Annotated in this window: 20 protein-coding genes and 1 other RNA gene; 15 read left to right on the top strand and 6 right to left on the bottom strand. The window is 58.9% G+C overall.

Annotated elements, in window-relative coordinates; translation table 11 throughout:
- Positions 1–64 precede the first annotated feature (64 nt).
- Positions 65–475, bottom strand: coding sequence for a 1,4-dihydroxy-2-naphthoyl-CoA hydrolase (gene menI, locus ACQG19_RS10315; protein ID WP_023620692.1), 411 nt, complete (start codon positions 473–475; stop codon positions 65–67).
- Positions 472–3,528, bottom strand: a complete 3,057-nt coding sequence (ydiJ, locus tag ACQG19_RS10310) for a D-2-hydroxyglutarate dehydrogenase YdiJ (RefSeq protein ID WP_020688342.1) — start codon at positions 3,526–3,528, stop codon at positions 472–474. Before ydiJ ends, menI begins: the two co-directional genes overlap by 4 nt.
- A gap of 199 nt (positions 3,529–3,727) precedes the next feature.
- Here ydiJ and ydiK point away from each other — a divergent pair, with 199 nt between their 5' ends.
- Complete coding sequence (gene ydiK, locus ACQG19_RS10305) at positions 3,728–4,843, top strand: AI-2E family transporter YdiK (RefSeq protein WP_013096976.1); 1,116 nt, start codon at positions 3,728–3,730, stop codon at positions 4,841–4,843.
- Between the two features lie 209 nt (positions 4,844–5,052).
- Positions 5,053–5,160: antisense sRNA RprA (rprA, locus tag ACQG19_RS10300), an RNA gene on the top strand.
- A gap of 5 nt (positions 5,161–5,165) precedes the next feature.
- Here rprA and ACQG19_RS10295 read toward each other — a convergent pair.
- The 3 genes from ACQG19_RS10295 to ppsA all read right to left on the bottom strand — a co-directional run bounded on the left by ACQG19_RS10295 (position 5,166) and on the right by ppsA (position 11,557).
- Positions 5,166–7,541: a glycoside hydrolase family 3 N-terminal domain-containing protein gene (locus ACQG19_RS10295; RefSeq protein WP_038419179.1), complete on the bottom strand. Its 2,376-nt coding sequence runs from the start codon at positions 7,539–7,541 to the stop codon at positions 5,166–5,168.
- Positions 7,542–7,544: 3 nt separating this feature from the next.
- Positions 7,545–8,945, bottom strand: coding sequence for an MFS transporter (locus ACQG19_RS10290; RefSeq protein ID WP_013096978.1), 1,401 nt, complete (start codon positions 8,943–8,945; stop codon positions 7,545–7,547).
- A 233-nt stretch (positions 8,946–9,178) separates the two neighbouring features.
- Positions 9,179–11,557, bottom strand: coding sequence for a phosphoenolpyruvate synthase (ppsA, locus tag ACQG19_RS10285; protein ID WP_020688345.1), 2,379 nt, complete (start codon positions 11,555–11,557; stop codon positions 9,179–9,181).
- 335 nt (positions 11,558–11,892) lie between these two features.
- Between ppsA and ppsR the strand changes: the two genes are divergently transcribed.
- The 8 genes from ppsR to ACQG19_RS10245 all read left to right on the top strand — a co-directional run bounded on the left by ppsR (position 11,893) and on the right by ACQG19_RS10245 (position 20,035).
- Positions 11,893–12,726 (top strand): posphoenolpyruvate synthetase regulatory kinase/phosphorylase PpsR, encoded by an 834-nt coding sequence (gene ppsR / locus ACQG19_RS10280; protein WP_023620693.1) that lies wholly within the window; start codon positions 11,893–11,895, stop codon positions 12,724–12,726.
- Positions 12,727–12,878: 152 nt separating this feature from the next.
- A complete protein-coding gene (gene aroH / locus ACQG19_RS10275; protein ID WP_045295841.1) occupies positions 12,879–13,925 on the top strand; it encodes a 3-deoxy-7-phosphoheptulonate synthase AroH in 1,047 nt (348 codons plus the stop codon).
- A 209-nt stretch (positions 13,926–14,134) separates the two neighbouring features.
- Complete coding sequence (gene hemP, locus ACQG19_RS10270; protein WP_013096982.1) at positions 14,135–14,317, top strand: hemin uptake protein HemP; 183 nt, start codon at positions 14,135–14,137, stop codon at positions 14,315–14,317.
- Positions 14,318–14,393: 76 nt separating this feature from the next.
- A complete protein-coding gene (locus tag ACQG19_RS10265) occupies positions 14,394–16,379 on the top strand; it encodes a TonB-dependent hemoglobin/transferrin/lactoferrin family receptor (protein ID WP_246932038.1) in 1,986 nt (661 codons plus the stop codon).
- A gap of 45 nt (positions 16,380–16,424) precedes the next feature.
- Positions 16,425–17,453 (top strand): hematinate-forming heme oxygenase ChuS, encoded by a 1,029-nt coding sequence (gene chuS / locus ACQG19_RS10260; protein WP_058679429.1) that lies wholly within the window; start codon positions 16,425–16,427, stop codon positions 17,451–17,453.
- Complete coding sequence (locus tag ACQG19_RS10255) at positions 17,450–18,271, top strand: heme/hemin ABC transporter substrate-binding protein (protein WP_058679430.1); 822 nt, start codon at positions 17,450–17,452, stop codon at positions 18,269–18,271. The genes chuS and ACQG19_RS10255 overlap by 4 nt, the downstream gene beginning before the upstream one ends.
- Positions 18,271–19,263: a FecCD family ABC transporter permease gene (locus tag ACQG19_RS10250; protein ID WP_038980287.1), complete on the top strand. Its 993-nt coding sequence runs from the start codon at positions 18,271–18,273 to the stop codon at positions 19,261–19,263. The genes ACQG19_RS10255 and ACQG19_RS10250 overlap by 1 nt, the downstream gene beginning before the upstream one ends.
- Positions 19,256–20,035 (top strand): heme ABC transporter ATP-binding protein, encoded by a 780-nt coding sequence (locus tag ACQG19_RS10245; protein ID WP_045902866.1) that lies wholly within the window; start codon positions 19,256–19,258, stop codon positions 20,033–20,035. Before ACQG19_RS10250 ends, ACQG19_RS10245 begins: the two co-directional genes overlap by 8 nt.
- On the opposite strand, the gene ACQG19_RS10240 is transcribed toward ACQG19_RS10245, so the two are convergent.
- On the bottom strand, positions 20,014–20,925 hold the full coding sequence (locus tag ACQG19_RS10240; protein ID WP_045295835.1) for a LysR family transcriptional regulator: 912 nt from the start codon (positions 20,923–20,925) through the stop codon (positions 20,014–20,016). The two genes, ACQG19_RS10245 and ACQG19_RS10240, sit on opposite strands and share 22 nt — an antisense overlap.
- 140 nt (positions 20,926–21,065) lie before the next feature.
- On the opposite strand from ACQG19_RS10240, the gene ACQG19_RS10235 reads away from it, so the two are divergent.
- Genes ACQG19_RS10235 through ACQG19_RS10215 form a run of 5 tightly spaced genes read left to right on the top strand, consistent with a single transcriptional unit; the run spans position 21,066 to position 25,839 of the window.
- A complete protein-coding gene (locus ACQG19_RS10235; protein ID WP_108453530.1) occupies positions 21,066–21,773 on the top strand; it encodes a CoA transferase subunit A in 708 nt (235 codons plus the stop codon).
- A 2-nt stretch (positions 21,774–21,775) separates the two neighbouring features.
- Positions 21,776–22,432 carry a 3-oxoacid CoA-transferase subunit B gene (locus ACQG19_RS10230; protein WP_013096990.1) on the top strand — a complete coding sequence of 219 codons (657 nt, stop codon included), beginning with the start codon at positions 21,776–21,778 and terminating at the stop codon, positions 22,430–22,432.
- 9 nt (positions 22,433–22,441) lie between these two features.
- Positions 22,442–23,623 carry an acetyl-CoA C-acetyltransferase gene (locus ACQG19_RS10225; RefSeq protein ID WP_038980282.1) on the top strand — a complete coding sequence of 394 codons (1,182 nt, stop codon included), beginning with the start codon at positions 22,442–22,444 and terminating at the stop codon, positions 23,621–23,623.
- 43 nt (positions 23,624–23,666) lie between these two features.
- Positions 23,667–25,058 carry a GntP family permease gene (locus ACQG19_RS10220; RefSeq protein ID WP_013096992.1) on the top strand — a complete coding sequence of 464 codons (1,392 nt, stop codon included), beginning with the start codon at positions 23,667–23,669 and terminating at the stop codon, positions 25,056–25,058.
- A gap of 10 nt (positions 25,059–25,068) precedes the next feature.
- Positions 25,069–25,839, top strand: a complete 771-nt coding sequence (locus ACQG19_RS10215) for a 3-hydroxybutyrate dehydrogenase (protein WP_013096993.1) — start codon at positions 25,069–25,071, stop codon at positions 25,837–25,839.
- Positions 25,840–25,861 lie beyond the last annotated feature (22 nt).

The following is a 25,861-nucleotide window of genomic DNA, read 5'->3' as shown; positions in this document are numbered from 1 at the left end:
ATCCTGACCAGTATATCACAACACCCTGGCGAGATTTTGACCAAATGCAAAAACATCAGGAAATTTACACTACCGCCGTCGTCAGCCTGGATGAGCAGCACAGCCGATCCTGCTCATCGAGAATATCAATCTGCCACACCTGATGACGGCTACCGGCGTGCAGCGCGCGGCAAATACCGCGCACCCGCCCGCTGCGCACCGAGCGAATATGGTTGGCGTTCACCTCAAGCCCGACGACCTTCTGCTCCCCTTCGGTGCAGAGATACCCCGCCACCGAGCCCAGGGTTTCGGCCAGCACCACGGACGCACCGCCGTGCAGTAAACCAAACGGCTGGTGCGTACGATGATCGACAGGCATGGTGGCCTCCAGATCATCTTCCCCAATGCGGATAAACTGGATATCCAGCAACCCGACCATATTCCCCTCGCCCATGGCGTTTAATGCCTGTAGCGTGACGGCACGTTTCCAGATCATCCGATAATCTCCAGTAAAGCCTGTAACGGATGGCGTACCCCGTTACCTTCAACACGTTTCACCTGGCTGCGGCAGGAGTAGCCCGTTGCCAGGCAGCGGTTTCGCGGCAAGCGCTGCATCGCCTGATGCCATGACAGCTCGTAAATACCGAGCGAGTTGGCGTGATTCTTCACTTCATGCCCGTAAGTGCCTGCCATGCCGCAGCAACCGACGCTGACACTCTCCAGCTTCGCGCCAAAGCGGGCAAAAATAGAGGCCCATTGCGCAGGTGCGCCCGGCAGCGCGGTGACTTCGGTACAGTGGCCAAACAGGTACCACGGCTCACCGCTGACCTCCATGGCGCTGGTCTGCTCGAGAGCCGCCGGCAGCCACTCGTGCACCAGCATAACGTGGAACGCCCCGCGTTTATCGCCCAGCGTCTGCTTATATTCATCGCGATAGCAGAGCACCAGCGCCGGATCGACACCCACCATCGGCATGCCCAGCCCGGCGACCCGGTTAAGGAAATCAGACGTTTTTTGCGCCGTTTTCGCGAAGCGGTTGAGGAAGCCTTTAATGTGTTGCGCCTTACCGTTAGGTGAGAACGGCAGAACCACCGGCTGATACCCCAGTTTTTCCGCCAGACGGACAAAATCGGCCACCACCTGCGCGTCGTAATAGCTGGTAAACGGATCCTGCACCACCAGCACCACCTTCGCTTTTTGCTCAGGACTTAACGCCTCAAGCTGCTCCAGGGTCATGTTTGCCGAGCGGTGCCCCACCAGCTGACGCTGCAGCGACGGCACCGAGAGCAGCGGCAGATCCACCATCCCGATATGTTTTTCGGAAAGCTTGCGCACCAGCGGCTGATTGATAAAGAAGTTGAACGTCTTTGGCGCGCGGGCCATCAGCGGGGCATAGCTCTCCACCGTTGCCACCAGATGGTCGCGCATTGGGCGCAGATAGCGCGTGTGGTAGAGCTGCAGGAAGCGCGAGCGGAACTCCGGTACGTCTATCTTAATCGGGCACTGGGTCGAACAGGCTTTACAGGCCAGACAGCCGGACATGGCCTCTTTCACCTCATGGGAGAAATCATACTCGCCCTTATTCGCATGCCAGCTGTTGCGGGTGCGCTCAATCAGGGAACGCAGGCTGGCCCGTTTTTCCGGCAACTCCTGCTCCAGCTTGAGCGGGTCGATACCGCGATCGGCCAGCAAACGCAGCCATTCGCGTACCAGCGTCGCCCGCCCTTTTGGCGAATGAATGCGGTTGCTGGTGATTTTCATCGACGGGCACATCGGGCTTTTCACGTCGAAGTTAAAGCACAGGCCGTTGCCGTTACACTCCAGCGCCCCGCGCCAGGACGCGCGCACGGCAATCGGGATTTGTCTGTCGTACGTGCCGCGCTTGACGGCATCCACCTGCAGCATGGGCGCGTCCACGCCTTCCGGCGGGCAAATTTTCCCCGGATTGAGACGGTTATTGGGATCGAACGCCGCTTTGACCTTGCGCAGCTCGCCGAAGAGCTGTTCACCAAAGAACGCCGGGCTGTACTCGGCGCGGAACCCTTTTCCGTGTTCCCCCCACAGCAGGCCGCCATATTTCGCGGTTAAGGCCACCACCTCATCGGAGATCTGTTTCATCAGGATCTCCTGCTGCGGATCGCACATGTCCAGGGCCGGACGCACATGCAGCACCCCGGCATCAACGTGGCCGAACATGCCATAGCTCAGGCCGTGGCTGTCCAGCAGCGCACGGAATTCAACGATATAATCCGCCAGATGCTCAGGAGGGACGCAGGTATCTTCGGCAAACGGAATCGGCTTCGCGGCGCCTTTGGCATTGCCGAGCAGCCCCACCGCTTTTTTACGCATCGCGTAGATACGCTCAATGCCGGCCAGGTCGTTACAGAGCTGCCAGCCAATGACCCCACCTTCGCCGTGGGCGATCAGTTCATCAAGCCGCTGACAGAGCGTGGTCACCTGGCTATCGATAAGTTCTGCATCGTCTCCGGCAAATTCAACGATGTTAAGCCCAAGCATCTCTTTGTCCGGCACATCGGTAATCAGCTCCCGCACCGAGTGCCAGACGATATCTTCCCGCGCCAGATTAAGCACCTTCGAGTCAACGGTTTCCACCGACAGCGCCTGCGCCTCCACCATAAACGGGGCATTACGCAGCGCGGAATCAAAGGAGTCATATTTGACGTTCACCAGGCGGCGCACTTTGGGCAGCCGGGTGATATCCAGCCGCGCCTCGGTAATAAACGCCAGCGTTCCTTCGGAGCCGGTCAGCACACGGGTCAAATCAAACTGGGTCAGTTCGTCGTTAAAGACGTGACGCAGGTCGTAACCGGTCAGGAAACGGTTCAGTTTGGGGAATTTGTCGAGGATCAGCTGGCGGTTATCGCGACAGCGTTCCAGCACGGTGCGATAGATGCGCCCGCTTGCGGTGTTCTCTTTACCCAGCGTTTCCGCCAGCTCGACCGGCACAGGCTGGGTATCCAGGATATCGCCGCCCAGCAGCACCGCCCGTACGCCCAGAACGTGATCGGAGGTTTTTCCGTAGACCAGCGAACCCTGCCCGGAGGCATCGGTGTTGATCATCCCGCCGATGGTTGCCCGGTTGCTGGTAGAAAGCTCGGGCGCAAAAAAGTAGCCGTAGGGCTTCAGATACTGGTTGAGCTGATCCTTAATCACGCCCGCTTCAACGCGAACCCATCCCTCTTCAGGATTGATCTCGATGATGCGGTTCATATAGCGCGACATATCAATGATGATGCCCTGGTTCAGGGCCTGGCCATTTGTTCCGGTGCCGCCGCCGCGCGGGGTGAACACCAGAGCGCTAAAACGCTCTTGTGTCGCCAGCCGGGCAATCAGCGCCACATCGGCCGTTGAACGTGGAAAGACGACTGCATCGGGAAGAAGCTGGTAAATACTGTTATCGGTCGCCATCGTCAGCCTGTCGGCATAGTTCGTGGCGGTATCACCTGTAAAACCCTGTTGCTCCAGTGCCTGCAAAAAATTAAGCACCAGCTGAACGACGCCAGGTGCTTGAGAAATCTGTGGGATCATGACTGTCGACCCTAATTAGAGTAGTGTGAAATCGTTTGCGTTGTGTCTGGAAAGTTTTATCACATTTTTTTCTTATGTGCTTCGCTGAATTACGGGCAAAATCCGCCTGTCAAAAATCGCTGATATCATTAATGATTAGAGTGACGCGGTTATCCGTTCCCGCCAGCCTCGCTGGTGTTTATTAAGGAAAGTTTCATTTATGGTCAATCTTCGCCAGCCCAGGGATGTTGCGCAAATTTTGCTGTCGGTGCTGTTTCTGGCCCTCATGATTATTGCGTGTCTGTGGATTGTTCAACCTTTCATACTTGGCTTCGCCTGGGCCGCAACGGTGGTCGTGGCGACCTGGCCGGTGCTGTTACGTTTGCAGAAACTGCTGTTTGGCCGCCGTGGTCTTGCGGTACTGGTCATGACCCTGCTGCTGTTCCTGCTGTTTATTATTCCGATTGCGCTGCTGGTGAACAGCCTTGTCGATTCCAGTGGCCCGGTTATTCGCGCCGTCACCAGCGGTGATTTAACGCTGCCGGATCTCGCCTGGCTGAACAGCATTCCGGTGGTAGGCGCCAAACTTTACAGCGGCTGGCATAGCCTGCTGGAGATGGGCGGCAGCGCGTTGATGGCGAAAGTGCGTCCGTATATTGGCACCACCACCACCTGGTTTGTGGGTCAGGCGGCACATATTGGCCGCTTTATGATGCACTGTGCGCTGATGCTGGTCTTCAGCGCCCTGCTCTACTGGCGCGGTGAGCAGGTAGCGTTGGGCGTTCGCCATTTCGCCACCCGACTGGCCGGTAAACGCGGCGATGCCGCAGTTCTGCTGGCGGCGCAGGCCGTGCGGGCGGTTGCGCTTGGGGTGGTCGTCACGGCGCTGGTGCAGGCGGTGCTGGGCGGTATTGGCCTGGCCATTTCTGGCGTGCCGTACGCTACCGTCTTTACGGTGGTGATGCTGATGACCTGTCTTGCACAACTGGGGCCGTTGCTGGTGCTGGTCCCCAGCATCATCTGGCTTTACTGGACGGGGGATACCACGTGGGGAACCGTTCTGCTGGTCTGGAGCTGCGTGGTCGGCACCATGGATAACGTGATTCGTCCCATCCTCATCCGCATGGGCGCGGACCTGCCGCTGATCCTGATCCTCTCCGGCGTCATTGGCGGGTTAATCGCCTTTGGGATGATCGGTCTGTTTATTGGACCGGTGCTGCTTGCCGTCACCTGGCGTCTCTTCTCCGCCTGGGTACACGAAGTGCCGCCGCCGGGAACTGACCCGGATGTGATTTTGAGCGAACTCGAAGAGCTGGAAGAGAAGAATACGCAGTAAAAGGGATTGCCGGGTGGCGTTGACGCTTACCCGGCCTACATTCTCCTTGGTAATACTTAAATGTTGCTAAACTATTTATTCGTTGCGCACTGGTCCGACCCGCCTTTTTTGCTCTAAGTCCGCTATTCACCTCAAGAAATCTTTACTTCTCTTTAACTATTGAGACGAATCTGATCGACGCTCAAGGTTGGCATGCCTACTATTAGCTCACGGTTATAAATCAACACCTTGATTTATAAGCATGGAAATCCCCTGAGTGAAACAACGAATTGCTGTGTGTAGTCTTTGCCCATCTCCCACGATGGGCTTTTTTTTATCCTGGCTACGCGTGCTGAACCTGACAGGTGCTTAGCATGCGCCATTCAGCAGGCAGCACCCGCGTCTCTCCCGTCACATTGACCGTCACCACGTCGCGAATATCCGCCGACGATGCTCCCACCTGTAGCTCAAACTCGCCCGGCTCGACAATGCGTTTGCCGTCCCGACGGGTAAAGTTGAACATCTCCACGGGCAGCGTAAAGGTGAGCGTGGCCGTTTCGCCCGGCGCGAGCGCCACGCGCTGGAACGCTTTCAGCTCCTGAAGCGGCCGCACCTGCGTGGCAACCTTATCCCGGACGTACACCTGCACCACCTCGCTGCCGCTGCGTTCACCGCGGTTGGTGACGTCAATACTCAACACAACCTCGCCGTCCACCGGTAAGCTGTTTTGCGCGAGGCGTGCTGCGCCCCAGTTAAATTGCGTCCAGCCAAGGCCGAAACCAAAGGGATAGCGGGAGCCAAAGTGGAACGCGAATGGCGTGCCGCCGCTTTTCAGCTTGTGGTTGTAGTAGTACGGCATGGCGCCCGCACTTTTCGGCACGCTCACCACCAGACGTCCCTGCGGCTCCGCGCGGCCGGTTAACACATCGGCAATTGCCCAGCCCCCTTCCTGCCCAGGTGCCCAGGCCATCATCAGCGCCGCGACCTTATCTTCCAGCCCCTGAAGATTGTACGGCCGCCCACCGGTCATCACGACAATCACCGGTTTGCCCGTGGCGACCAGGGCTTCCAGCAGTTGTTGCTGAACGCCAGGCAGATGCAGGGAATCGGTATCGGATCCTTCCCCTACCGTGCCGCTCTGGAACAAACCGGCGAGGTCGCCGACGCAGGCCACCACCACGTCGCTCTCCTGCGCGGCGTTCACGGCTTCGGGGATCAGCGCGGTACTTTGCGACACCGGCGACTGCTGCATCGGTTTGCCCCCGCTGTCACCCGGGAAGACCGGCGCGCCCGCCATTCGTTTTTCGATGATGTGACACCCTTTGGCATAACGCACGTTCGACGCGCCCAGATAGTGCTCCAGCGCCGCGCGCAGGGTCGTCACCTGCGACGTTTCGTCAACCATATCGCTGATAATCAAATGCACCGGGAAGCTGTAGCCGCTGAGCAACGCCAGCGGATCGTCCGCCGTGGGTCCCACCACCGCCACGCGGGGTTTGCCGCCGAGAGGCAAAATGCCGTTATTCTCCAGCAGCGTCAGCGAACGGGTCGCCACCTCACGTGCAACCTGCCGGGTGGTCTCATTTTGCAAATCAATGCCACTTTCATCGGCATACGGTTTTTCAAACAGGCCGAGACGGAATTTTTCGGTCAGCACGCGTCCTACAATCTCGTCCACTTTCGCCATGGAGATCAGACCACGCTCAACGGCCTCGGCCAGATGGCGGGCGCAGTCATCTTTCGGCAGCTCAACATCAAGCCCGGCGTTAAAGGCCAGCGCGGCGGATTCGGTCGCATCATGCGAGACCCCGTGATGCTGATGCAGCAGGCTGACGCCGCCATAGTCCGCCACAACGATCCCGTCAAAGCCCCACTGTTCGCGCAGGACGGTGGTCAGCAGGAAGTGGTCACTGTGCCCCGGCTGATTGTCGATATCGTGGTAGGCAGGCATCACCGACCCGGCATTGGCCAGCTTCACCGCCATTTCAAACGGCAGCAGGAAGGTATCATTCAGTTCGCTAAAGCCCAGATGAACCGGGGCATGGTTGCGCGCTCCCTCGCTGAACGAGTGGCCCACATAGTGCTTAAGCGTGGCCAGCAGATCGCGTTTATCGCCCTGCAGCCCTTTAACGTAGGCCGTGGCCATCACGCCCACCAGCCAGGGATCTTCGCCAAAGGTCTCTTCCGTGCGCCCCCAGCGCACATCACGGGAGACATCCAGCACCGGGGCCAGCCCCTGCTGGCAGCCCACGGACCGCGCCTCTTTGCCTATCTGCTCGGCTGCCCGCTGTACCAGCGCCGGATCCCAGGTTGAACCGTAGTTGAGCGATGACGGGAACAGCGTGGCCGCTTTGCACAACAACCCCACCAGACACTCCTCATGGAACAGCGCCGGAATGCCGAGCCGCGTCTCTTCCATCATCATCCGCTGCAGACGGTTGGCGGCGCGCACGCCGGTTTGCGCATCAACGATATGGGTACCCAGCGGACGGGTAATCTGCCCGACGCCCAGCTTAAGCCGTTCGCTGAGCGAGGCCTGTTCACTCACCCCCGCGAATTCATCACTCAAGTCGCTGCGTTCACGGTGGTTGCCGTTTTCATCGAGGATCAGCCAGTACGCGTGCATCTGGGCGAACTTCTCTTCCGGGGTCATGCGTGCCAGCAAGTCGGCGACGCGCTCGTGCACGGGACGTCCCGCGTCCTTATAGATTGCAGTCATGTTTTACTCCTGTAGGGCGGAAGGGGCAGCCGGGCTGAGTTGCCCTGCTTCTGGCCGCACGTCGCGCTTGCTGGCCAGTTCGCGGGCGATGGAATCCACCAGCCGACTGTTGAGTTTGTAGATGGCAAGCAGCGCGACCATGCAGAGGAACAGCACGCACGGAATGAGGGTAAACAGTGCGTTAATGGTCGTGAGTACGTGCGGCGTCTGGGTTGCCTGGCCTGGCGCGTAATCCACCATCCCGAGCACCCAACCCACCACTGCCCCACCCAACGCCAGACCAAATTTGATGGCGAACAGCGCGGTGGAGAAGACCAGACCATCGAGCCGGCGACCGCTGCGGTGCTCTTCATAGTCGACCACATCGGAGAACATGGTCCACTGCAGCGGCGTGGTCAGGTTCTGGATGAAGCTAAAGACAATATTGAGGCCGAAAATCAGCCAGACCTGTGAAGGCGGCAGGAAGAAGATCAGCGCCCCAAAAATCACGAAGGAAATAATGGTCCACTGATAGGCACGTACGCGGTCAAATTTCCCCAGCAGCCGTTCGGATAATAATGCGCCACTTAAGGAGGCCACCATCCCGGAGACGATAAAGGCAAACACCAGTTCCGGACGCAACAGCACATAATTCACGTAATACATCGTGGCAGAGCCGCGCGTCACGACCGCCGTTAACAGCAAAATATTAAACAGGAACACAATTCGCCACTGGCTGTTCCCGGCCAGCAGTTTTAAATCGGTGAGCATGGAGCCAGAAGTATCATTCCGCGGAGAATAGCGCTCGCGGGTCATCAGGAAGCAGCAGAAGAATAAAATAATCCCCAGTAATCCCATCAGGCTCATGGCATAGAAATAGCCTTTCTGTACGTTGCCCTGTCCAAGATGCGAAACCAACGGCAAAGCGATAACCGTCACAATCAACCCGCCGATAAACGACAGGCCAAAGCGCCACGACTGCAGCGAATGGCGCTCGCGCGGATCCAGCGTCAGCGCGCCCGGCATGGCGCAGTAAGGGACGTTAATGGCGGAATAGATGAGGCTTAAAATCCCGTAGGTCACACAGGCATAGACGATTTTCGCCGTGGGCCCGACGTCGGGAACGTAGAACGTAATGAGGCAGCTTACGCCAAACGGAATGGCAAACCACAGCAGCCATGGACGGAAACGACCGTGACGCGTTTGGGTGCGATCCACCAGCGCGCCGATACAGGGATCAATAAAGGCATCGACCACGCGTACCACTAAAAACATGGTGCCCATAATGGCCGCGGGTAAACCGAAAACGTCTGTATAGAAATAAGCAAGAAATAACGTCGCTGTTTGCCAGACCAGCGCACTGGCCATATCACCTAAGCCATAACCTATTTTATCTTTGGTACGCAGTACAGAGGAGATTGTCATTTGTTATTTGCCTTTTTATCAGGTTAAAACGTATTTCAACCAGTTGCGCAAAATCCTGTTGATTTGCGCGGTAAGGCTCAAGTATTAGCAACCCTTTGTGTGCTAACAATTGTCTAAATTAACAGACAAATTATGATATTTGGTTTTTTACTTTATTTGTGATGGGGAGCAAATATAAGCGGAAATAAAAAAGGCGAGGATTATTTCCCTCGCCTTTTCAGATACGGAAGACGTTACTTGTTCAGTTCAGCCAGGCTCAGCCAGGTTTGCACCACGGTGTCCGGGTTGAGGGAAAGACTGTCGATCCCCTCTTCCATCAGCCAGGCCGCGAAGTCTTCATGGTCAGAAGGGCCCTGGCCACAAATCCCGACGTATTTACCCTGTTTCTTCGCCGCACGGATGGACATCGACAGCAGGGCTTTCACCGCCTCGTTGCGTTCGTCGAACAGCTCAGAGACCACGCCGGAATCACGGTCCAGACCCAGCGTCAGCTGCGTCATGTCGTTCGAACCGATAGAGAAGCCGTCGAAGTGCTCCAGGAACTGCTCTGCCAGCAGGGCGTTGGACGGGATCTCACACATCATGATGATCTTCAGCCCATTTTCGCCGCGCTTCAGCCCCTGACGCGCCAGCTCGTCCACCACCGCTTTCGCCTGGTCCACGGTACGTACGAACGGGATCATGATCTCAACGTTAGTCAGCCCCATGTCGTTGCGCACGCGTTTTACCGCTTCACATTCCAGCGCGAAGCAGTCGCGGAAGCTGTCGGAGACATAACGTCCGGCCCCACGGAAGCCCAGCATCGGGTTCTCTTCTTCCGGCTCGTAACGCTCGCCGCCCACCAGGTTGGCGTATTCGTTAGACTTAAAGTCCGACAGACGCACGATCACGCGCTTCGGATAAAACGCCGCACCGAGCGTCGCGATCCCTTCGGTCAGACGGCCAACATAAAACTCTTTCGGCGAGTCGTAGCCTTTCATCATCTCGCGAATTTCGTTCTGCAGCTTTGCGTCCTGGTCGTCAAATTCCAGCAGCGCGCGCGGGTGAACGCCAATCATACGGTTGATGATGAATTCCAGACGCGCCAGGCCCACGCCTTCGTTCGGCAGGCAGGCGAAGTCAAACGCGCGGTCCGGGTTACCGACGTTCATCATGATCTTCAGCGGCAGGTCCGGCATGGTATCGACGCTGGAGCTTTTCACGCTGAAGTCAAGGATGTCAGCATACACGTAGCCGGTATCCCCTTCGGCACAGGAGACGGTCACGTTCTGTCCGTCCTTCATGCGTTCGGTTGCGTCACCGCACCCGACAACCGCCGGGATCCCCAGCTCGCGGGCGATGATCGCCGCGTGACAGGTACGCCCGCCACGGTTGGTGACGATAGCCGCGGCTTTCTTCATGATCGGTTCCCAGTCCGGGTCGGTCATGTCGGTTACCAGCACGTCGCCCGGTTCAATACGGTTCATCTCGCTGATATCGTGGATCACTTTCACCGGACCGGCACCAATGCGGTGACCAATCGCGCGACCTTCCGCCACGATTTTGCCCTGCGCGTGGAGGGTATAACGCTCCATCACCTGGCCGCGGGAGCGAACCGTTTCCGGGCGCGCCTGGACGATGAACAGCTTGCCGGTGTGACCGTCTTTGGCCCATTCGATGTCCATCGGACGGCCGTAGTGTTTTTCAATCTGCACCGCCTGCTTCGCCAGCTCCTGCACTTCGGCGTCGGTCAGGGAGAAGCGGTCGCGCAGCTCCTGCGGTACATCTTCAATCTTCACCTGCTTGCCATGCTCCTGGGTCGGGGCATAGATCATGCGGATTTTTTTCGAGCCCATGGTGCGGCGAACTACCGCCGGACGGTTAGCGGCAAGCGTCGGTTTGTGGACGTAGAATTCGTCAGGGTTCACAGCCCCCTGCACCACCATCTCACCCAGGCCCCACGCGGAGGTGATGAATACCACCTGGTCGAAGCCGGACTCGGTATCAATGGAGAACATCACGCCGGAAGAGCCCACGTCGGAACGCACCATACGCTGTACGCCCGCAGAGAGCGCGACGCCGCGATGGTCATAGCCCTGATGCACGCGATAGGAGATAGCGCGATCGTTAAACAGGGAGGCGAACACGTGTTTCACCGCCACCAGCACCGCGTCATACCCCTGAACGTTCAGGAAGGTTTCCTGCTGTCCGGCGAACGAGGCATCCGGCATGTCTTCTGCGGTTGCAGAGGAGCGCACGGCGAAAGAGGCCTGCGCATCATCAGCGGAGAGCTGGTTGTACGCATCGTGAATGGCTTTTTCCAGTTCCGGCTGGAAAGGTGTGTCGATAATCCACTGGCGGATCTGCGCCCCGGCTTTAGCAAGCGCGGTAACGTCATCAATATCCGTTTTATCCAGCAGGTCGTAAATGCGCTGGTTTACACCGCTCTGGTCTAAAAACAGGTTAAACGCATCGGCGGTCGTGGCAAACCCGTTTGGTACGGAGACACCCATACCGGACAGATTTGTAATCATTTCACCCAGGGAGGCATTTTTGCCCCCAACTCTGTCTACATCATTCATGCCGAGTTGGTTATACCAAAGCACCAGCGGTGACGAGCCATTGTTGGACATCGAAACAATCCTTTTGTGATATTTGATCGGAGTAAGAAACACCTGACTACGTATTTATACTGGCATATTTATTTACGCTAAAAAAACGGTGAATCGTGTAAGCAATTTAAATTTTCAACTTTTCGGATACTTTCCCTCCACCGGATAAGCCGATGATTCCTATATATTCAGCCAAAAACCACAAAAATGACGTCGCTATTTGAAAAATGAAATCCACTTTTCAGGAAAATCAAAAACACCATTTCATTTTAAATTCAGATAACTTCTTTGCTGTGCAATTAACTTTTTTAATTTATGCTTTCAGACAATTAGGTCCGATATTCAGGGTGGATAAAATGGATAATGCTGTCGATCGCCACGTTTTTTATATTTCTGATGGTACGGCGATTACCGCCGAGGTGCTGGGGCATGCGGTGATGTCACAGTTCCCCGTTTCGATTAACAGCATCACGCTGCCGTTTGTGGAAAATGAGAGCCGCGCGCGGGCGGTCAAGGACCAGATTGATGCCATTTACCAGCAGACGGGCGTACGGCCGCTGGTGTTCTACTCCATCGTGATCCCGGAAATTCGCAACATCATTCTGCAAAGCGAAGGCTTTTGTCAGGATATCGTGCAGGCGCTGGTGGCCCCGCTGCAGAGCGAGCTGAAGCTCGACCCGACCCCCATCGCCCACCGAACCCACGGGCTGAACCCCGGCAACCTGACCAAATACGATGCGCGTATCGCCGCCATTGACTACACCCTGGCGCATGACGACGGCATCTCGCTGCGAAACCTCGACCAGGCGCAGGTCATTTTGCTGGGCGTCTCGCGCTGCGGCAAAACCCCTACCAGCCTCTACCTGGCGATGCAGTTTGGTATTCGTGCCGCCAACTACCCGTTCATTGCCGATGATATGGACAATCTGGTGCTGCCTGCCGCCCTGAAGCCGCTGCAGCACAAGCTGTTCGGGCTGACCATTAATCCGGAGCGCCTTGCCGCCATCCGCGAAGAGCGCCGCGAGAACAGCCGCTACGCCTCCATGCGCCAGTGTCGAATGGAGGTCTCCGAAGTGGAAGCACTGTACCGCAAAAACCAGATCCCGTGGCTGAACAGCACCAACTATTCGGTCGAAGAGATCGCCACCAAAATTCTCGACATCATGGGCCTTAATCGTCGCATGTACTAATATGCTAGTACATTAGCTCAGATTCAGGTATCATCCACCACATCCTCGGGGCGGAGCCGCCCCGAACTTGAAATCAGCAGGGATTGGTTTAAGGTGATGCCCATCACTTCCCGGTAGTCTGCCGATGAAGCCAAAAATTTCTGAGACATTCCATGAATAAAACCGACGAACTCCGCACAGCGCGCATTGACAGCCTGGTTACACCGGCTGAACTGGCACAGCGGCATCCACTTTCCGCAGGCGTTGCGGAGCATGTTACGGCCTCGCGCCGACGCATTGAAAAAATTCTTAATGGTGAAGACAAACGTCTTCTGGTGGTAATTGGCCCCTGCTCGATCCATGACCTGGACGCGGCGATGGATTATGCAAAACGGCTACAGGGGCTGCGGGAACAACACCAGCATCGCCTTGAGATCGTGATGCGGACCTACTTTGAAAAACCCCGTACCGTGGTGGGCTGGAAAGGATTAATTTCAGACCCCGATCTCAACGGCAGCTATCGCGTTAACCATGGGATTGAGCTGGCACGTAAGCTGCTTTTGCAGGTGAATGAGCTGGGCGTTCCCACGGCCACCGAGTTTCTCGATATGGTGACCGGCCAGTTTATCGCCGATCTGATCAGCTGGGGCGCGATTGGCGCGCGGACCACCGAGAGCCAGATCCACCGTGAAATGGCCTCTGCCCTCTCCTGCCCGGTCGGGTTTAAAAACGGAACCGATGGCAACACCCGGATTGCGGTCGATGCGATCCGCGCTGCGCGTGCCAGCCACATGTTCCTCTCGCCGGATAAGAGCGGTCAGATGACCATCTACCAGACCAGCGGCAACCCGTACGGGCATATCATTATGCGCGGCGGCAAGAAACCGAACTATCACGCCGGGGATATCGCCGCGGCCTGTGAAACGCTGGCCGAGTTCGATCTGCCGGAACATCTGGTGGTGGACTTCAGCCACGGTAACTGTCAGAAACAGCACCGTCGCCAGCTGGATGTCTGCGATGAGATCTGCCAGCAGATCCGCAGCGGTTCAAGCGCCATTGCGGGCATTATGGCCGAAAGCTTTATCCGCGAAGGCACGCAGAAAATCGTGTCGGGTCAGCCGCTGGTTTACGGCCAGTCGATCACCGACCCGTGCCTGAGCTGGGAAGACAGCGAACTGCTGCTGGAGAAGCTGGCGTCGGCGATCGATACGCGCTTCTAACCCCCCGCCGGGTGGCGCTGCGCTTACCCGGCCTACGATCCGTGCCCTTCTCCCTCTCCCTGTGGGAGAGGGTCGGGGTGAGGGCATCTGACCGCACTTCACCCACAAATTTGATCCTCTCACCCTTTTTTCACAAAAACGCTTGCCGCGAATTTGCAGTTTATTGATAATGATTATCATTGTTACATTGATTGTTATTTATAAACATTATGTCACGTACGGATAACACTGCGGCAACGCCGCCAAAAACAGACACAGTATCCGCCCCCGCCGAGCGTCGCATTGACAGCAAAACCCTGCTGGGCGATGAGGGACGGGTCATTATCGAGCATGACGGTCAACGCTACCTGCTGCGCCAGACCCATGCCGGAAAATTGATCCTCACAAAATAAACAACACAAAAACTCCGCCAGCCACCCAGGTGAACCCCAGGCAGCCAGCACTTTCAATTCTTAATGGAGAGTTGCTATGCCACACCTGCCTTCCGCGCCTTTACGTCCGTCACTTCTGGCGCTGGCGATTGTCAGCACCCTGCCGGGCGTCGCGTTTGCTACCACAGATGAAATGACCGTGACCGCCACGGGTAACGCCCGTAGCGCCTTCGAAGCCCCCATGATGGTGAGCGTGATTGACGCCAGCACACCGGATAAACAAACTGCCAGCTCGGCAGCCGACCTGCTGCGTAACGTCCCCGGCCTGACGCTCGATGGCACCGGACGCACCAACGGCCAGGACGTTAACCTGCGCGGTTATGACCGTCGCGGCGTGCTGGTACTGGTTGACGGCGTGCGCCAGGGAACCGACACCGGCCACCTGAACAGCACGTTCCTCGATCCGGCGCTGATTAAACGTATCGAAGTGGTGCGCGGTCCGTCGGCCCTGCTATACGGCAGTGGCGCGCTGGGCGGTGTGATTGCCTATGAGACCGTCGATGCCAAAGATCTGCTGGAGCCGGGTAAAAACAGCGGCTATCGGGTGTTCGCTACCGGTGCGACGGGCGATCACAGCATCGGCATGGGGGCCAGCGCCTATGGTCGCACCGATACCCTGGACGGGCTGCTCTCCTGGTCTAGCCGGGATCGTGGCGATCTGCGCCAGAGTGACGGCACCACCGCCCCAAACGACGAATCCATTCAGAACATGCTGGCGAAGGGCAGCTGGAAAATCGACGCGGCACAGAGCCTGAGCGGCTCCCTGCGCTATTACAATAACGCTGCACAGGAGCCGAAAAACCCGCAAACCAGTACAGCAGACAGCAGCAGTAACCCGCTGACCGACCGCTCCACCATCCAGCGTGACGCGCAGCTCGGCTATCACCTTGCTCCACAGGGTAACGACTGGCTGAACGCCGACGCGAAAATTTACTGGTCCGAAGCGCGTATCAACGCCCAGAACATCGACGGCAGCGGTGAGTTTCGCAAACAGACCACCAAAGGCGGCAAAGTGGAGAACCGCACCCGCCTGTTCAGCGATTCCTTTGCCTCACATCTGCTGACCTACGGCGGTGAGTATTATCGTCAGGAGCAACGCCCGGGCGGGGCAACAACGGGCTTCCCGCAGGCACAAATCGATTTCAGCTCCGGCTGGCTGCAGGATGAAATCACCCTGCGCGACCTCCCCGTGACCCTTCTTGGCGGCACGCGCTACGACAACTACCGCGGCAGCAGCGACGGCTACAAGGATGTGGATGCCGATAAGTGGTCCTCCCGCGCCGGGTTAACCGTCAGCCCGACCGACTGGCTGATGCTGTTCGGCTCTTACGCGCAGGCGTTCCGCGCGCCAACCATGGGCGAAATGTATAACGACGCCAAACACTTCTCCATTGGCCGCTTCTATACCAACTACTGGGTGCCCAACCCCAATCTGCGCCCGGAAACCAACGAAACGCAGGAGTATGGTTTTGGTCTGCGCTTTGATGATCTGATGCTGGCCAACGATGCACTGGAGTTTAAAGCCAGCTATTTCGATACCAACGCCAAAGACTACATCTCCACCACCGTCGATTTTGCGGCGGCGACCACCATGTCATATAACGTCCCGAACGCCAAAATCTGGGGCTGGGACGTGATGGCGAAATACTCCGCCGACCTGTTCAATCTCGACCTCGCCTATAACCGCACGCGCGGAAAAGATACCGACACGGGCGAGTACATTTCCAGCATTAACCCGGATACCGTCACCAGCAAGCTGGATATTCCGCTGGCACAAAGCGGCTTCTCCGTCGGCTGGATCGGCACCTTTGTCGATCGCTCAACGCACATCAGCAGCAGCTACAGCGAGCAACCCGGCTACGCGGTTAACGATTTCTACGTGAGCTACACCGGCCAGGCGCAGCTTAAAGGCGTCACCACGACGCTGGTGCTGGGCAACGCCTTCGACAAACAATACTGGTCGCCACAGGGCATTCCGCAGGATGGCCGAAACGGGAAGATTTTCGTCAGTTATCAATGGTAATCCCCGCCCCGGCTGGCCGGGGCAATGCTTTGAGAGGAAAAGACAATGAATCACTACACACGCTGGCTTGAGCTAAAAGAAGAAAATCCGGGTAAGTACGCGCGCGACATTGCAGGTTTAATGAACATCAGCGAAGCCGAGCTGACCTTCGCCCGTGTGGGCCATGACGCCTGGCGCCTGCGCGGTGACGTCCGCGAGATCCTGGCCGCGCTGGAAGCGGTGGGCGAAACCAAATGCATCTGCCGCAACGACTACGCCGTTCACGAGCAGGTCGGCGCCTTTACCCATCAACACCTGAGCGGCCACGCCGGACTGATCCTCAACCCGCGCGCGCTGGATCTGCGCCTGTTCCTTAACCAGTGGGCGAGCGTATTTCATATCAGCGAGGCCACCGCCCACGGCGAGCGGCAGAGCATTCAGTTCTTCGACCACCAGGGCGACGCCCTGCTGAAGGTTTACGCCACGGATAACACCGACCTCACCGCCTGGGGCGATCTGCTCACCCGCTTTATCTTTGCCGGGAATCCGCCGCTGGCGTTGAAAACGGCCGATGTCCCGGCTCACGCTGAAAACCCGGACGCCTCGCTCGTGGACACAGAGTGGCGTGCCATGACCGACGTGCATCAGTTCTTCAGCCTGCTCAAGCGTCACAACCTCAGCCGCCAGCAGGCGTTTCGCCTGGTGGGCGACGATCTGGCTTGCAGGGTCGACAACACCGCGCTGGCCCAGCTGCTGGAAACGGCGCGCCAGGACGGGAACGAAATCATGATTTTCGTCGGCAACCGCGGCTGCGTGCAGATCTTCACCGGCGTGGTGGAAAAACTGATGCCGATGAAGGGCTGGCTGAACATCTTCAACCCGGCTTTCACCCTCCATCTGCTGGAAGGCGCCATCGCCGAATCCTGGGTCACGCGCAAACCGACGGCTGACGGGCATGTCACCAGCCTGGAGCTGTTTGCCACCGACGGCACGCAGATTGCCCAGCTGTACGGCCAGCGGAGCGAAGGCGAACCCGAGCAGAGTCAGTGGCGCAGCCAGATCGACGCCTTAACGGCAAAAGGGCTGGCCGCATGAAAAAATGGCTTGCCCTGATCAGCGCCCTGCCGCTGCTGGCACTTGCTGCGCCGCAGGAGAAAATCGTCGCGCTCGGCGGCGACGTCACCGAGATTGTCTATGCGCTCGGCGCGGCATCTTCGCTGGTGGCACGCGACAGCACCAGCCAGTGGCCACAGGCGGCGAACACGCTGCCGGACGTGGGCTATCTGCGCCAGCTAAATGCCGAAGGCATTTTGTCCATGCGCCCCACGCTGGTGCTGGCCAGTGCACAGGCACAGCCGTCTCTGGCGTTAAAACAGGTAGAGCAGAGTCACGTCAGGGTGATCACCGTTCCGGCAGGCAATGACCTCAGTGTTATCGATGAAAAGGTTCGGGTTATTGCTGAGGCGACGCACCACGAGGCAGAAGGGGAAACGCTGCGCAACTCGCTGCGTCAGGCGCTGTCGGCGCTTCCCGCGTCACCGCTCAATAAACGGGTGCTGTTTATTCTCAACCACGGCGGGATGACCGCGATGGCCGCCGGGCAACAAACCGCAGCGGATGCTGCCATTCGTGCGGCAGGGCTGCAGAACGCGATGCAGGGTTTCACTCGCTATCAGCCGCTGTCTCAGGAAGGCGTTATCGCCAGCCAGCCCGACCTGGTGGTGATCTCGCAGGATGGCGTGAACGCTCTGGGTGGGGCGGATGCGGTGTGGCAACTGCCCGGTCTGGCGCAAACTCCAGCGGGACGTCACCGCCAGATGCTGGCCATCGACGATATGGCGCTGCTGGGCTTTAGCGTGCGAACGCCACAGGCGATCCAGCAGTTACGCCGTAAAGCGGAGCAACTGCCCTGATGTCCCGACGCGCCGTACTGGCATTGTGGTTGCTGGCCGCGCTGCTGGCCGTCATGACGCTGGCGGCCAGCGGTGTGGGCGCGTTGCGCCTGCCGGTCAGCCTGCTGTGGACCGGCAGCGACGACGCGCTGCGTCAGATCTGGCTGACGATCCGCCTGCCCCGCGTGCTGCTGGCGCTGGCAATCGGCGGCTCACTGGCGCTGGCGGGCTGTGTGATGCAGGGACTGTTTCGTAACCCGCTGGCCGATCCGGGCCTGCTGGGGATCAGCAGCGGCGCAGCACTCGCCGTTGCGCTGTGGGTGGTTATTCCGCTCTCGCTGCCCGCGCTGGTGATGCTGTACGCCCCGATGCTGGCGGCGTTTCTCGGCGCGCTGGCCGCGACTTTCGTCATTTTCCTGCTTAGCCGGCAACGTGACAGTTCCCTGTCGCGACTGCTGCTGGTGGGGATTGCCATCAATGCCCTGTGCGGGGCGGCCGTCGGCGTGCTGTCATGGCTCAGTAATGATGCCCAGCTTCGCCAGCTCTCACTCTGGGGCATGGGCAGCCTCGGCCAGGCGCAGTGGTCAACGCTGCTGGCCGTCTGCTCGCTGATGGTTCCCACCATGCTGGTTATCTGGCGCCTGGCTGGTGCCCTCAACCTGTTGCAGCTTGGCGAGGAAGAGGCGCACTACCTCGGGGTGGAGGTGGCCGTTGTACAGCGGCTCCTGCTGCTGTGCAGCGCCCTGCTGGTGGCCGCCGCGGTGGCCGTCAGCGGTGTCATCGGCTTTGTTGGCCTTGTGGTGCCACACCTGGTGCGCATGTGGCTGGGGGCCGACCACCGGGCGGTGATCCCCGGCTCAGTACTGGCCGGTGCGTTACTGTTGCTGGCTGCCGATACGCTGGCGCGTACCCTGGTCGCCCCGGCGGAAATGCCGGTCGGTTTATTGACCAGTCTTCTCGGTGCGCCGTGGTTCCTGTGGCTTATCTTTCGTCGCGGAGGTGCGCATGGCTGAACGCTACTGTGCGGAAAATATTGTCTTTCACGCCGGGCAACGGACGCTGATCGACGACGTGTCGCTGACCCTCTCTCAGGGCGAACTGGTGGCGTTGATTGGCCCCAACGGTGCCGGGAAATCGACCTTGTTACGCCTGCTTACCGGCTATCTCAAACCCGCGAGCGGACGGTGCAGTCTGGCGGGAACGCCGCTTACGGCCTGGCCGCCGGACAGACTCTCCCGCTACCGGGCGGTCATGCGCCAGAATACCCAGCTCGGATTCGACTGGCCGGTAGAAGCGGTGATCGGGATGGGGCGTGCGCCGTGGACGCGACGCCCTGAGGCGTCGGTGATTGAGGAGGTGATGGCTATCTCCGGCTGTTTACCGCTGGCGGGCAGGCAGTTTGCGGCGCTCTCCGGCGGGGAGCAGCAACGCGTCCAACTCGCCCGCGCGCTGGCACAGCTCTGGTGCGACGGTGCGCCGCGCGGCTGGCTGTTTCTGGATGAACCCACGTCCGCGCTGGATCTTTACCACCAGCAGCATCTGCTGCGCCTGCTCTCTTCCCTGACCCGTCGGGGGCATTTGCATGTCTGTATTGTGCTGCACGATCTCAATCTGGCGGCGCTGTGGGCGGATCGGATCTTGCTGTTACATAACGGCAAAATGGTCGCTCAGGGGGCCCCGGAGGCGGTTCTGCAGGCCGATACGCTGACGCGCTGGTACGGCGCGCAGGTGCAGGTTGGCCGACACCCGGCTCATGCTGCACCTCAGGTGTTTCTCGTCCCCTGATCGGGCTGATAAAAATCTTTCAGGGTTTCCAGCAGGGCATGCGCCGCTTTTGAGAGCTGCGTGTGCCCTGGATGGATCACCCCGATACATTTTTCTATCGGCGGGCTGTCCAGCGGAATACAGACCGCACCCAGCGATGTCATTTGCGCCTCGCACAGCGCCGGTACGGCACTGCCGCCCAGCCCGCTGGCGACCATCCTTCCTACCGTCACCAGCTGATGGCTCTCCAGCGCCACCTCCAGCTTGCGGCCGCTACGGGCCAGCTCCTCTTCCATCATCAGGCGCACCGCCGAGGGGCGCTGCAGGGTAATGAAATCCAGCGTCAGCAGTTCATTCCAGGAGAGGCGTTTTTTCATCGCAAGGGGGGACGCTTTCGGCACAATGGCGACAAACCGGTCGAGGCCCAGCGGCGTAAACAGCAGGTTATGCGTCGGCGCCGGTTCAAAGGCGATCCCCATCTCGACCCGCCCTTCCCGCACCATCTCAATCACCTGTTCGTTGATGACATCATGCACGGTGACGTTGATCCCGGCATGGCGATCGCGAAACGCTTTCAGCACCTCCGGCAGGACGTTAGCCGCAAACGACGGCATGGCCGCGACCGAGATTTTGCCGCGCTGCAGCGTAAAGCACTGGTGCATTGCCTCTTCAACGTTATCCCAGTCAGCCAGCAGCTGCCGCGCCATCGGTAAAAAGGTTTCGCCCTCCTGCGTCAGGGTGACCTTACGCGTGCTTCGCTGCAGCAGCGGGCCTCCCAGCGCATCCTCCAGCCCTTTAATCGTCAGGCTGAGGGCAGGCTGAGAAAGATTTAACCGTTCGCTGGCGTGCGCAAAATTGAGAGTGTGAGCTACCGCTAAAAACGCGCGTAACTGTTTGACACTCATTCTCATTTTTCATCCTGTTAACTAATTGAAAAAATTTAGTTAACAGGAAATTAATAAAAAAACCAAATGAGTGGGTCACAAATTCAAAATTAACAAAAGAGTCGTCGCCCCCAATGATACCGCCACGGACAACAGGAGGGATGGCTATGGCAGGACTGGATAAACGCGTCGACAGCTATGCGCAGGCGCTGGAAGGGCTGACGGACGGGATGACATTGCTGGCGGGCGGCTTTGGCCTGTGCGGTATTCCTGAAAATCTGATTGCGGAAGTCAAACGCCGTCAGGTGCAGGGCCTGACGGTGGTATCGAACAACTGCGGCGTGGATGGTTTCGGGCTCGGGCTGCTGCTGGAGACACGCCAGGTGCGGAAGGTGGTGGCGTCTTACGTCGGCGAGAACGCGCTGTTCGAACAGCAGGTGCTGAGCGGCGAGCTGGAGGTTGAGCTGACGCCCCAGGGCACGCTGGCCGAAAAGGTGCGCGCGGGCGGGGCCGGTATTCCGGCATTTTACACGGCCACCGGCTATGGCACGCCCGTGGCCGCCGGGAAAGAGGTACGTCAGTTTGCCGGTAAGCACTACATCCTTGAAGAGGCCATTACAGGCGATTTTGCGCTGATCAAAGGCTGGAAAGCGGACTGGTACGGCAACGTCATCTACCGCCACACCGCGCAAAATTTCAACCCGCTGATGGCCACCGCAGGACGGATAACCGTGGTGGAGGTGGAAGAGATTGTCCCGCCGGGTGAGCTGCCGCCGTCCGCCATTCACACCCCGGGAATTTACGTCGACAGGCTGATTGTCGGCCAGTTTGAGAAACGCATTGAACAGCACACGCTGCGCGCAGAGGGAGTCTGACCATGTTAACCCGCGAACAGATGGCCATGCGCGTCGCCCGTGAGCTGCGCGACGGTTACTACGTCAACCTGGGGATCGGTATCCCGACGCTGGTGGCGAACTACATCCCCGCCGGCATGGACGTGATGCTCCAGTCAGAAAACGGACTGCTGGGGATGGGGGAATTTCCCGATGCGCAGAGCCTTGATGCCGACATGATTAACGCCGGTAAGCAGACCGTCACCGCGCGAACCGGTGCCGCCATTTTCGACTCGGCCCAGTCCTTCGCCATGATCCGGGGGGGTCACGTCGACCTCACGGTGCTCGGGGCGTTTGAGGTGGACATGGAAGGCAACATCGCCTCGTGGATGATCCCCGGAAAGATGGTGAAAGGCATGGGCGGCGCCATGGATCTTGTCGCCGGGGCGCAGAACATCATTGTCGTGATGACCCACGCGTCGAAGAGCGGTGAGTCCAAACTGCTGTCGCGCTGCACGCTACCGCTCACCGGCGTGGGCTGCATCCGCCGGGTGTTAACCGACCTGGCCCTGCTGGAAATTAAAGACGGTGCGTTCATTCTGCGTGAATACGCCCCCGGCGTCGGCATTGACGAGATCGTCAGCAAAACTGCCGGAAAAATCATCGTGGCGGACGACGTTCGCGAAATGCGCTTTAGCTGAGGACTCAACATGAAAAACGTCATGATAGTCGGGGCAACGCGAACGCCGATTGGCAGTTTTCGCGGTTCGCTCTCTCCCCTTTCCGCCGTTGAACTTGGTGCTGTCGCGGTGCGCCGCCTGCTTGAAGAGAGCTCGCTTTCGGCAGGTGACACAGACGAACTGATTTTTGGGCAGGTGCTGACGGCAGGCTGCGGACAAAACCCGGCACGTCAGACGGCTATCGCCGCCGGACTGCCCGTCAGTACCCCTGCCACCACGGTCAATCTGGTCTGTGGCGCGGGGCTGAAGGCGGTACAGCTTGCGGCACAGGCTATCCGCTGTGGAGACGCAGAGGTGGTGATCGCGGGCGGTCAGGAGAGCATGAGCAATGCCCCTTACCTGCTGGATGGCGCCCGTTCCGGGCTGCGTTTTGGCCACACGGGCCTGCAGGACAGCATGATCGTCGACGGCCTGTGGGATGCGTTTAACGATTACCACATGGGGATCACCGCGGAAAACGTCGCCCGGCAGTACGGCATTTCACGCGAACAGCAGGATGCCTTCGCCGCCGGGTCACAGCAAAAGGCGGCGTCTGCCATCGAATCTGCTCGCTTTGAGGCCGAGATTACCCCGGTAACGGTGAAACAGGGCAAGAAGCCGCCATTGGTGATTCGTCATGACGAACAACCCCGGCCAGGAACCACCGCAGAGCAGCTTGCGCAACTGCGCCCCGCGTTTCGCCAGGAGGACGGCACGGTCACGGCGGGGAATGCCTCCACCCTGAACGATGGCGCCGCCGCGGTGTTGATGATGAGCGAAGAAAAAGCGCGGGCGAGCGGACTACCGGTGCTGGGCCGGATCGTGAGCTACGCCGTTACCGGGGTCGACCCGTCCGTAATGGGCATCGGCCCCGTCAGCGCCTGCCAGACCGCGCTGGCGCGGGCAGGCTGGACGCTGGATGAGGTGGATCTCATCGAAGCCAACGAAGCTTTTGCCGCGCAGGCGCTGGCGGTTGGTAACCTGCTTGGCTGGGATGCGCGCAAGGTGAACGTTAACGGTGGCGCTATCGCGCTGGGCCATCCGATTGGTGCATCCGGCTGTCGGATCCTTGTGACGCTGCTGCATGAGATGCAGCGCCGTGACGCCAAAAAAGGGCTGGTCACTCTGTGCATAGGCGGCGGGCAAGGCATTGCGCTGACCGTCGAGCGTTAAACCTCTCGTGAGTACCCGAATATAACAACAGTAAGGAGTCGCAATGAGTGTGTTAATTGCCCTGGCGGCGCTGGCGCTGCTGATGCTGGCGGCCTATCGCGGATATAGCGTTATTCTTTTTGCGCCCATTGCGGCGCTGGGTGCCGTGCTGTTAACCGACCCGGGCGCTGTCGGCCCGACGTTTACCGGCCTGTTTATGGAAAAGATGGTGGGCTTCGTCAAGCTCTACTTCCCGGTGTTCCTGCTGGGCGCCGTGTTTGGCAAACTGATTGAACTCTCCGGCTTCTCACGCTCCATTGTTGCCGCAGCGATTCAAATCCTTGGCCGCCGCCACGCCATTCCGGTGATTGTGCTGGTCTGCGCACTGTTAACCTACGGCGGCGTGTCGCTCTTTGTGGTGGCGTTTGCCGTTTATCCTTTCGCCGCCGAACTGTTTCGCCAGAGCGGGATCCCCAAACGGCTGATCCCGGCGACCGTGGCGCTGGGGGCGTTCTCGTTCACCATGGACGCCCTGCCCGGCACGCCGCAGATCCAGAATATTATCCCCACCAGCTTCTTCGGCACTAATGCCTGGGCTGCCCCCTGGCTGGGGCTGATTGGCTCGCTGTTTATTATCTGCTTTGGCCTGCTCTGGCTGGAGCGCCAGCGGCGGAAAGCGCTCAATAACAATGAAGGTTACGGCACGGATCTGAAAAACGAACCGGAAACGCCGGACAACATTAACCTTCCCCATCCGCTGATTGCAATTTCCCCCCTGCTGGTGGTGGGGATCCTCAACCTGCTGTTTACCCGCTGGATCCCCGGCTGGTATGGCACCAGCCACGAGCTGACCCTGCCCGGACTGGCAAAGCCGATTGTGACCGAGGTCAGCAAGATCACCGCCATCTGGGCCGTGGAAGCTGCGCTGATTTCCGGTATCGTGCTGGTGCTGATCTTTGGTTTTCGCAACATCCGGGGACGTCTGGCGGAAGGCAGCCGGACGGCAGTGAGCGGCGCGATCCTGGCGGCGATGAATACCGCCTCGGAATATGGTTTCGGTGCAGTTATCGCCGCCCTGCCCGGCTTTCTGGTCTTATCCCACGCGCTGGCGGCTATTCCGAACCCGTTACTGAATGAAGCGATCAGCGTAACCGTTCTCGCCGGGATCACCGGTTCGGCTTCAGGTGGGATGAGCATTGCGCTGGCGGCCATGGCAGATAGCTTTGTCGCCGCCGCCCATGCCGCGAATATTCCGCTGGAGGTCCTGCACCGGGTGGCTTCTATGGCCAGCGGTGGCATGGATACACTCCCCCATAACGGCGCGGTGATTACGCTGCTGGCCATCACCGGTCTTAGCCATCGTCAGGCCTATGGCGGTATTTTCGCCATCACGATCATCAAAAGTCTGGCGGTGCTTTTTGTCATTGCCGTGTTCTATCTCACCGGCATTGTGTAAGGAGAATAAAATGAATCTGAACGGTAAAACGGCGCTGGTGACCGGCTCGACCAGCGGTATTGGTCTGGGCATCGCCCGCGTACTGGCAAAGGCCGGAGCGCAGCTGATCCTCAACGGTTTTGGCGACAGTGACGCAGCAAGAGAAGAGATCGCCCGGCTGGGGAAAAAACCGGGTTATCACGATGCAGATCTGCGTGACGCTCTGCAAATCGACGCGATGATGCGCTACGCCGACACGCAGTTCGGCGGAGTGGATATTCTTATCAATAATGCCGGGATACAGCATGTCGCCCCGGTTGAGGCGTTCCCGGTGGAGAAATGGAACGACATTATTGCCATTAACCTGTCGTCGGTGTTTCACACCAGCCGACTGGCGCTGCCTGCAATGCGCGAGAAAAACTGGGGACGCATCATTAATATCGCCTCCGTGCATGGGCTGGTGGCGTCAAAAGAGAAGTCAGCCTATGTCGCCGCCAAGCATGGGGTGGTCGGTTTTACAAAATCCCTGGCGCTGGAGACTGCCCGCACCGGTATTACTGCTAACGCCATCTGCCCGGGATGGGTGCTTACGCCGCTGGTTCAGCAGCAGATCGACAAACGTATCGCAGAAGGTGTGCCTGCGGATCGGGCGCGCGAGCAGTTGCTTGCGGAGAAACAGCCATCAGGAGAGTTTGTTACGCCAGAACAGCTGGGTGAACTGGCGCTGTTTTTATGTAGCGACAGCGCCGTGCACGTGCGGGGCGCGGCGTGGAATATGGATGGCGGGTGGGTCGCCCAGTGACGTATCGGCCGGGCAAGCCTGT

The organism is Enterobacter cloacae complex sp. 277I4 (assembly GCF_050031465.1).
In the GTDB taxonomy this organism is placed as follows: Bacteria; Pseudomonadota; Gammaproteobacteria; order Enterobacterales; family Enterobacteriaceae; genus Enterobacter; species Enterobacter cloacae.
Note: the sequence above shows the minus strand (reverse complement) of the source record. Positions and strands in the feature narration are given on the sequence as shown.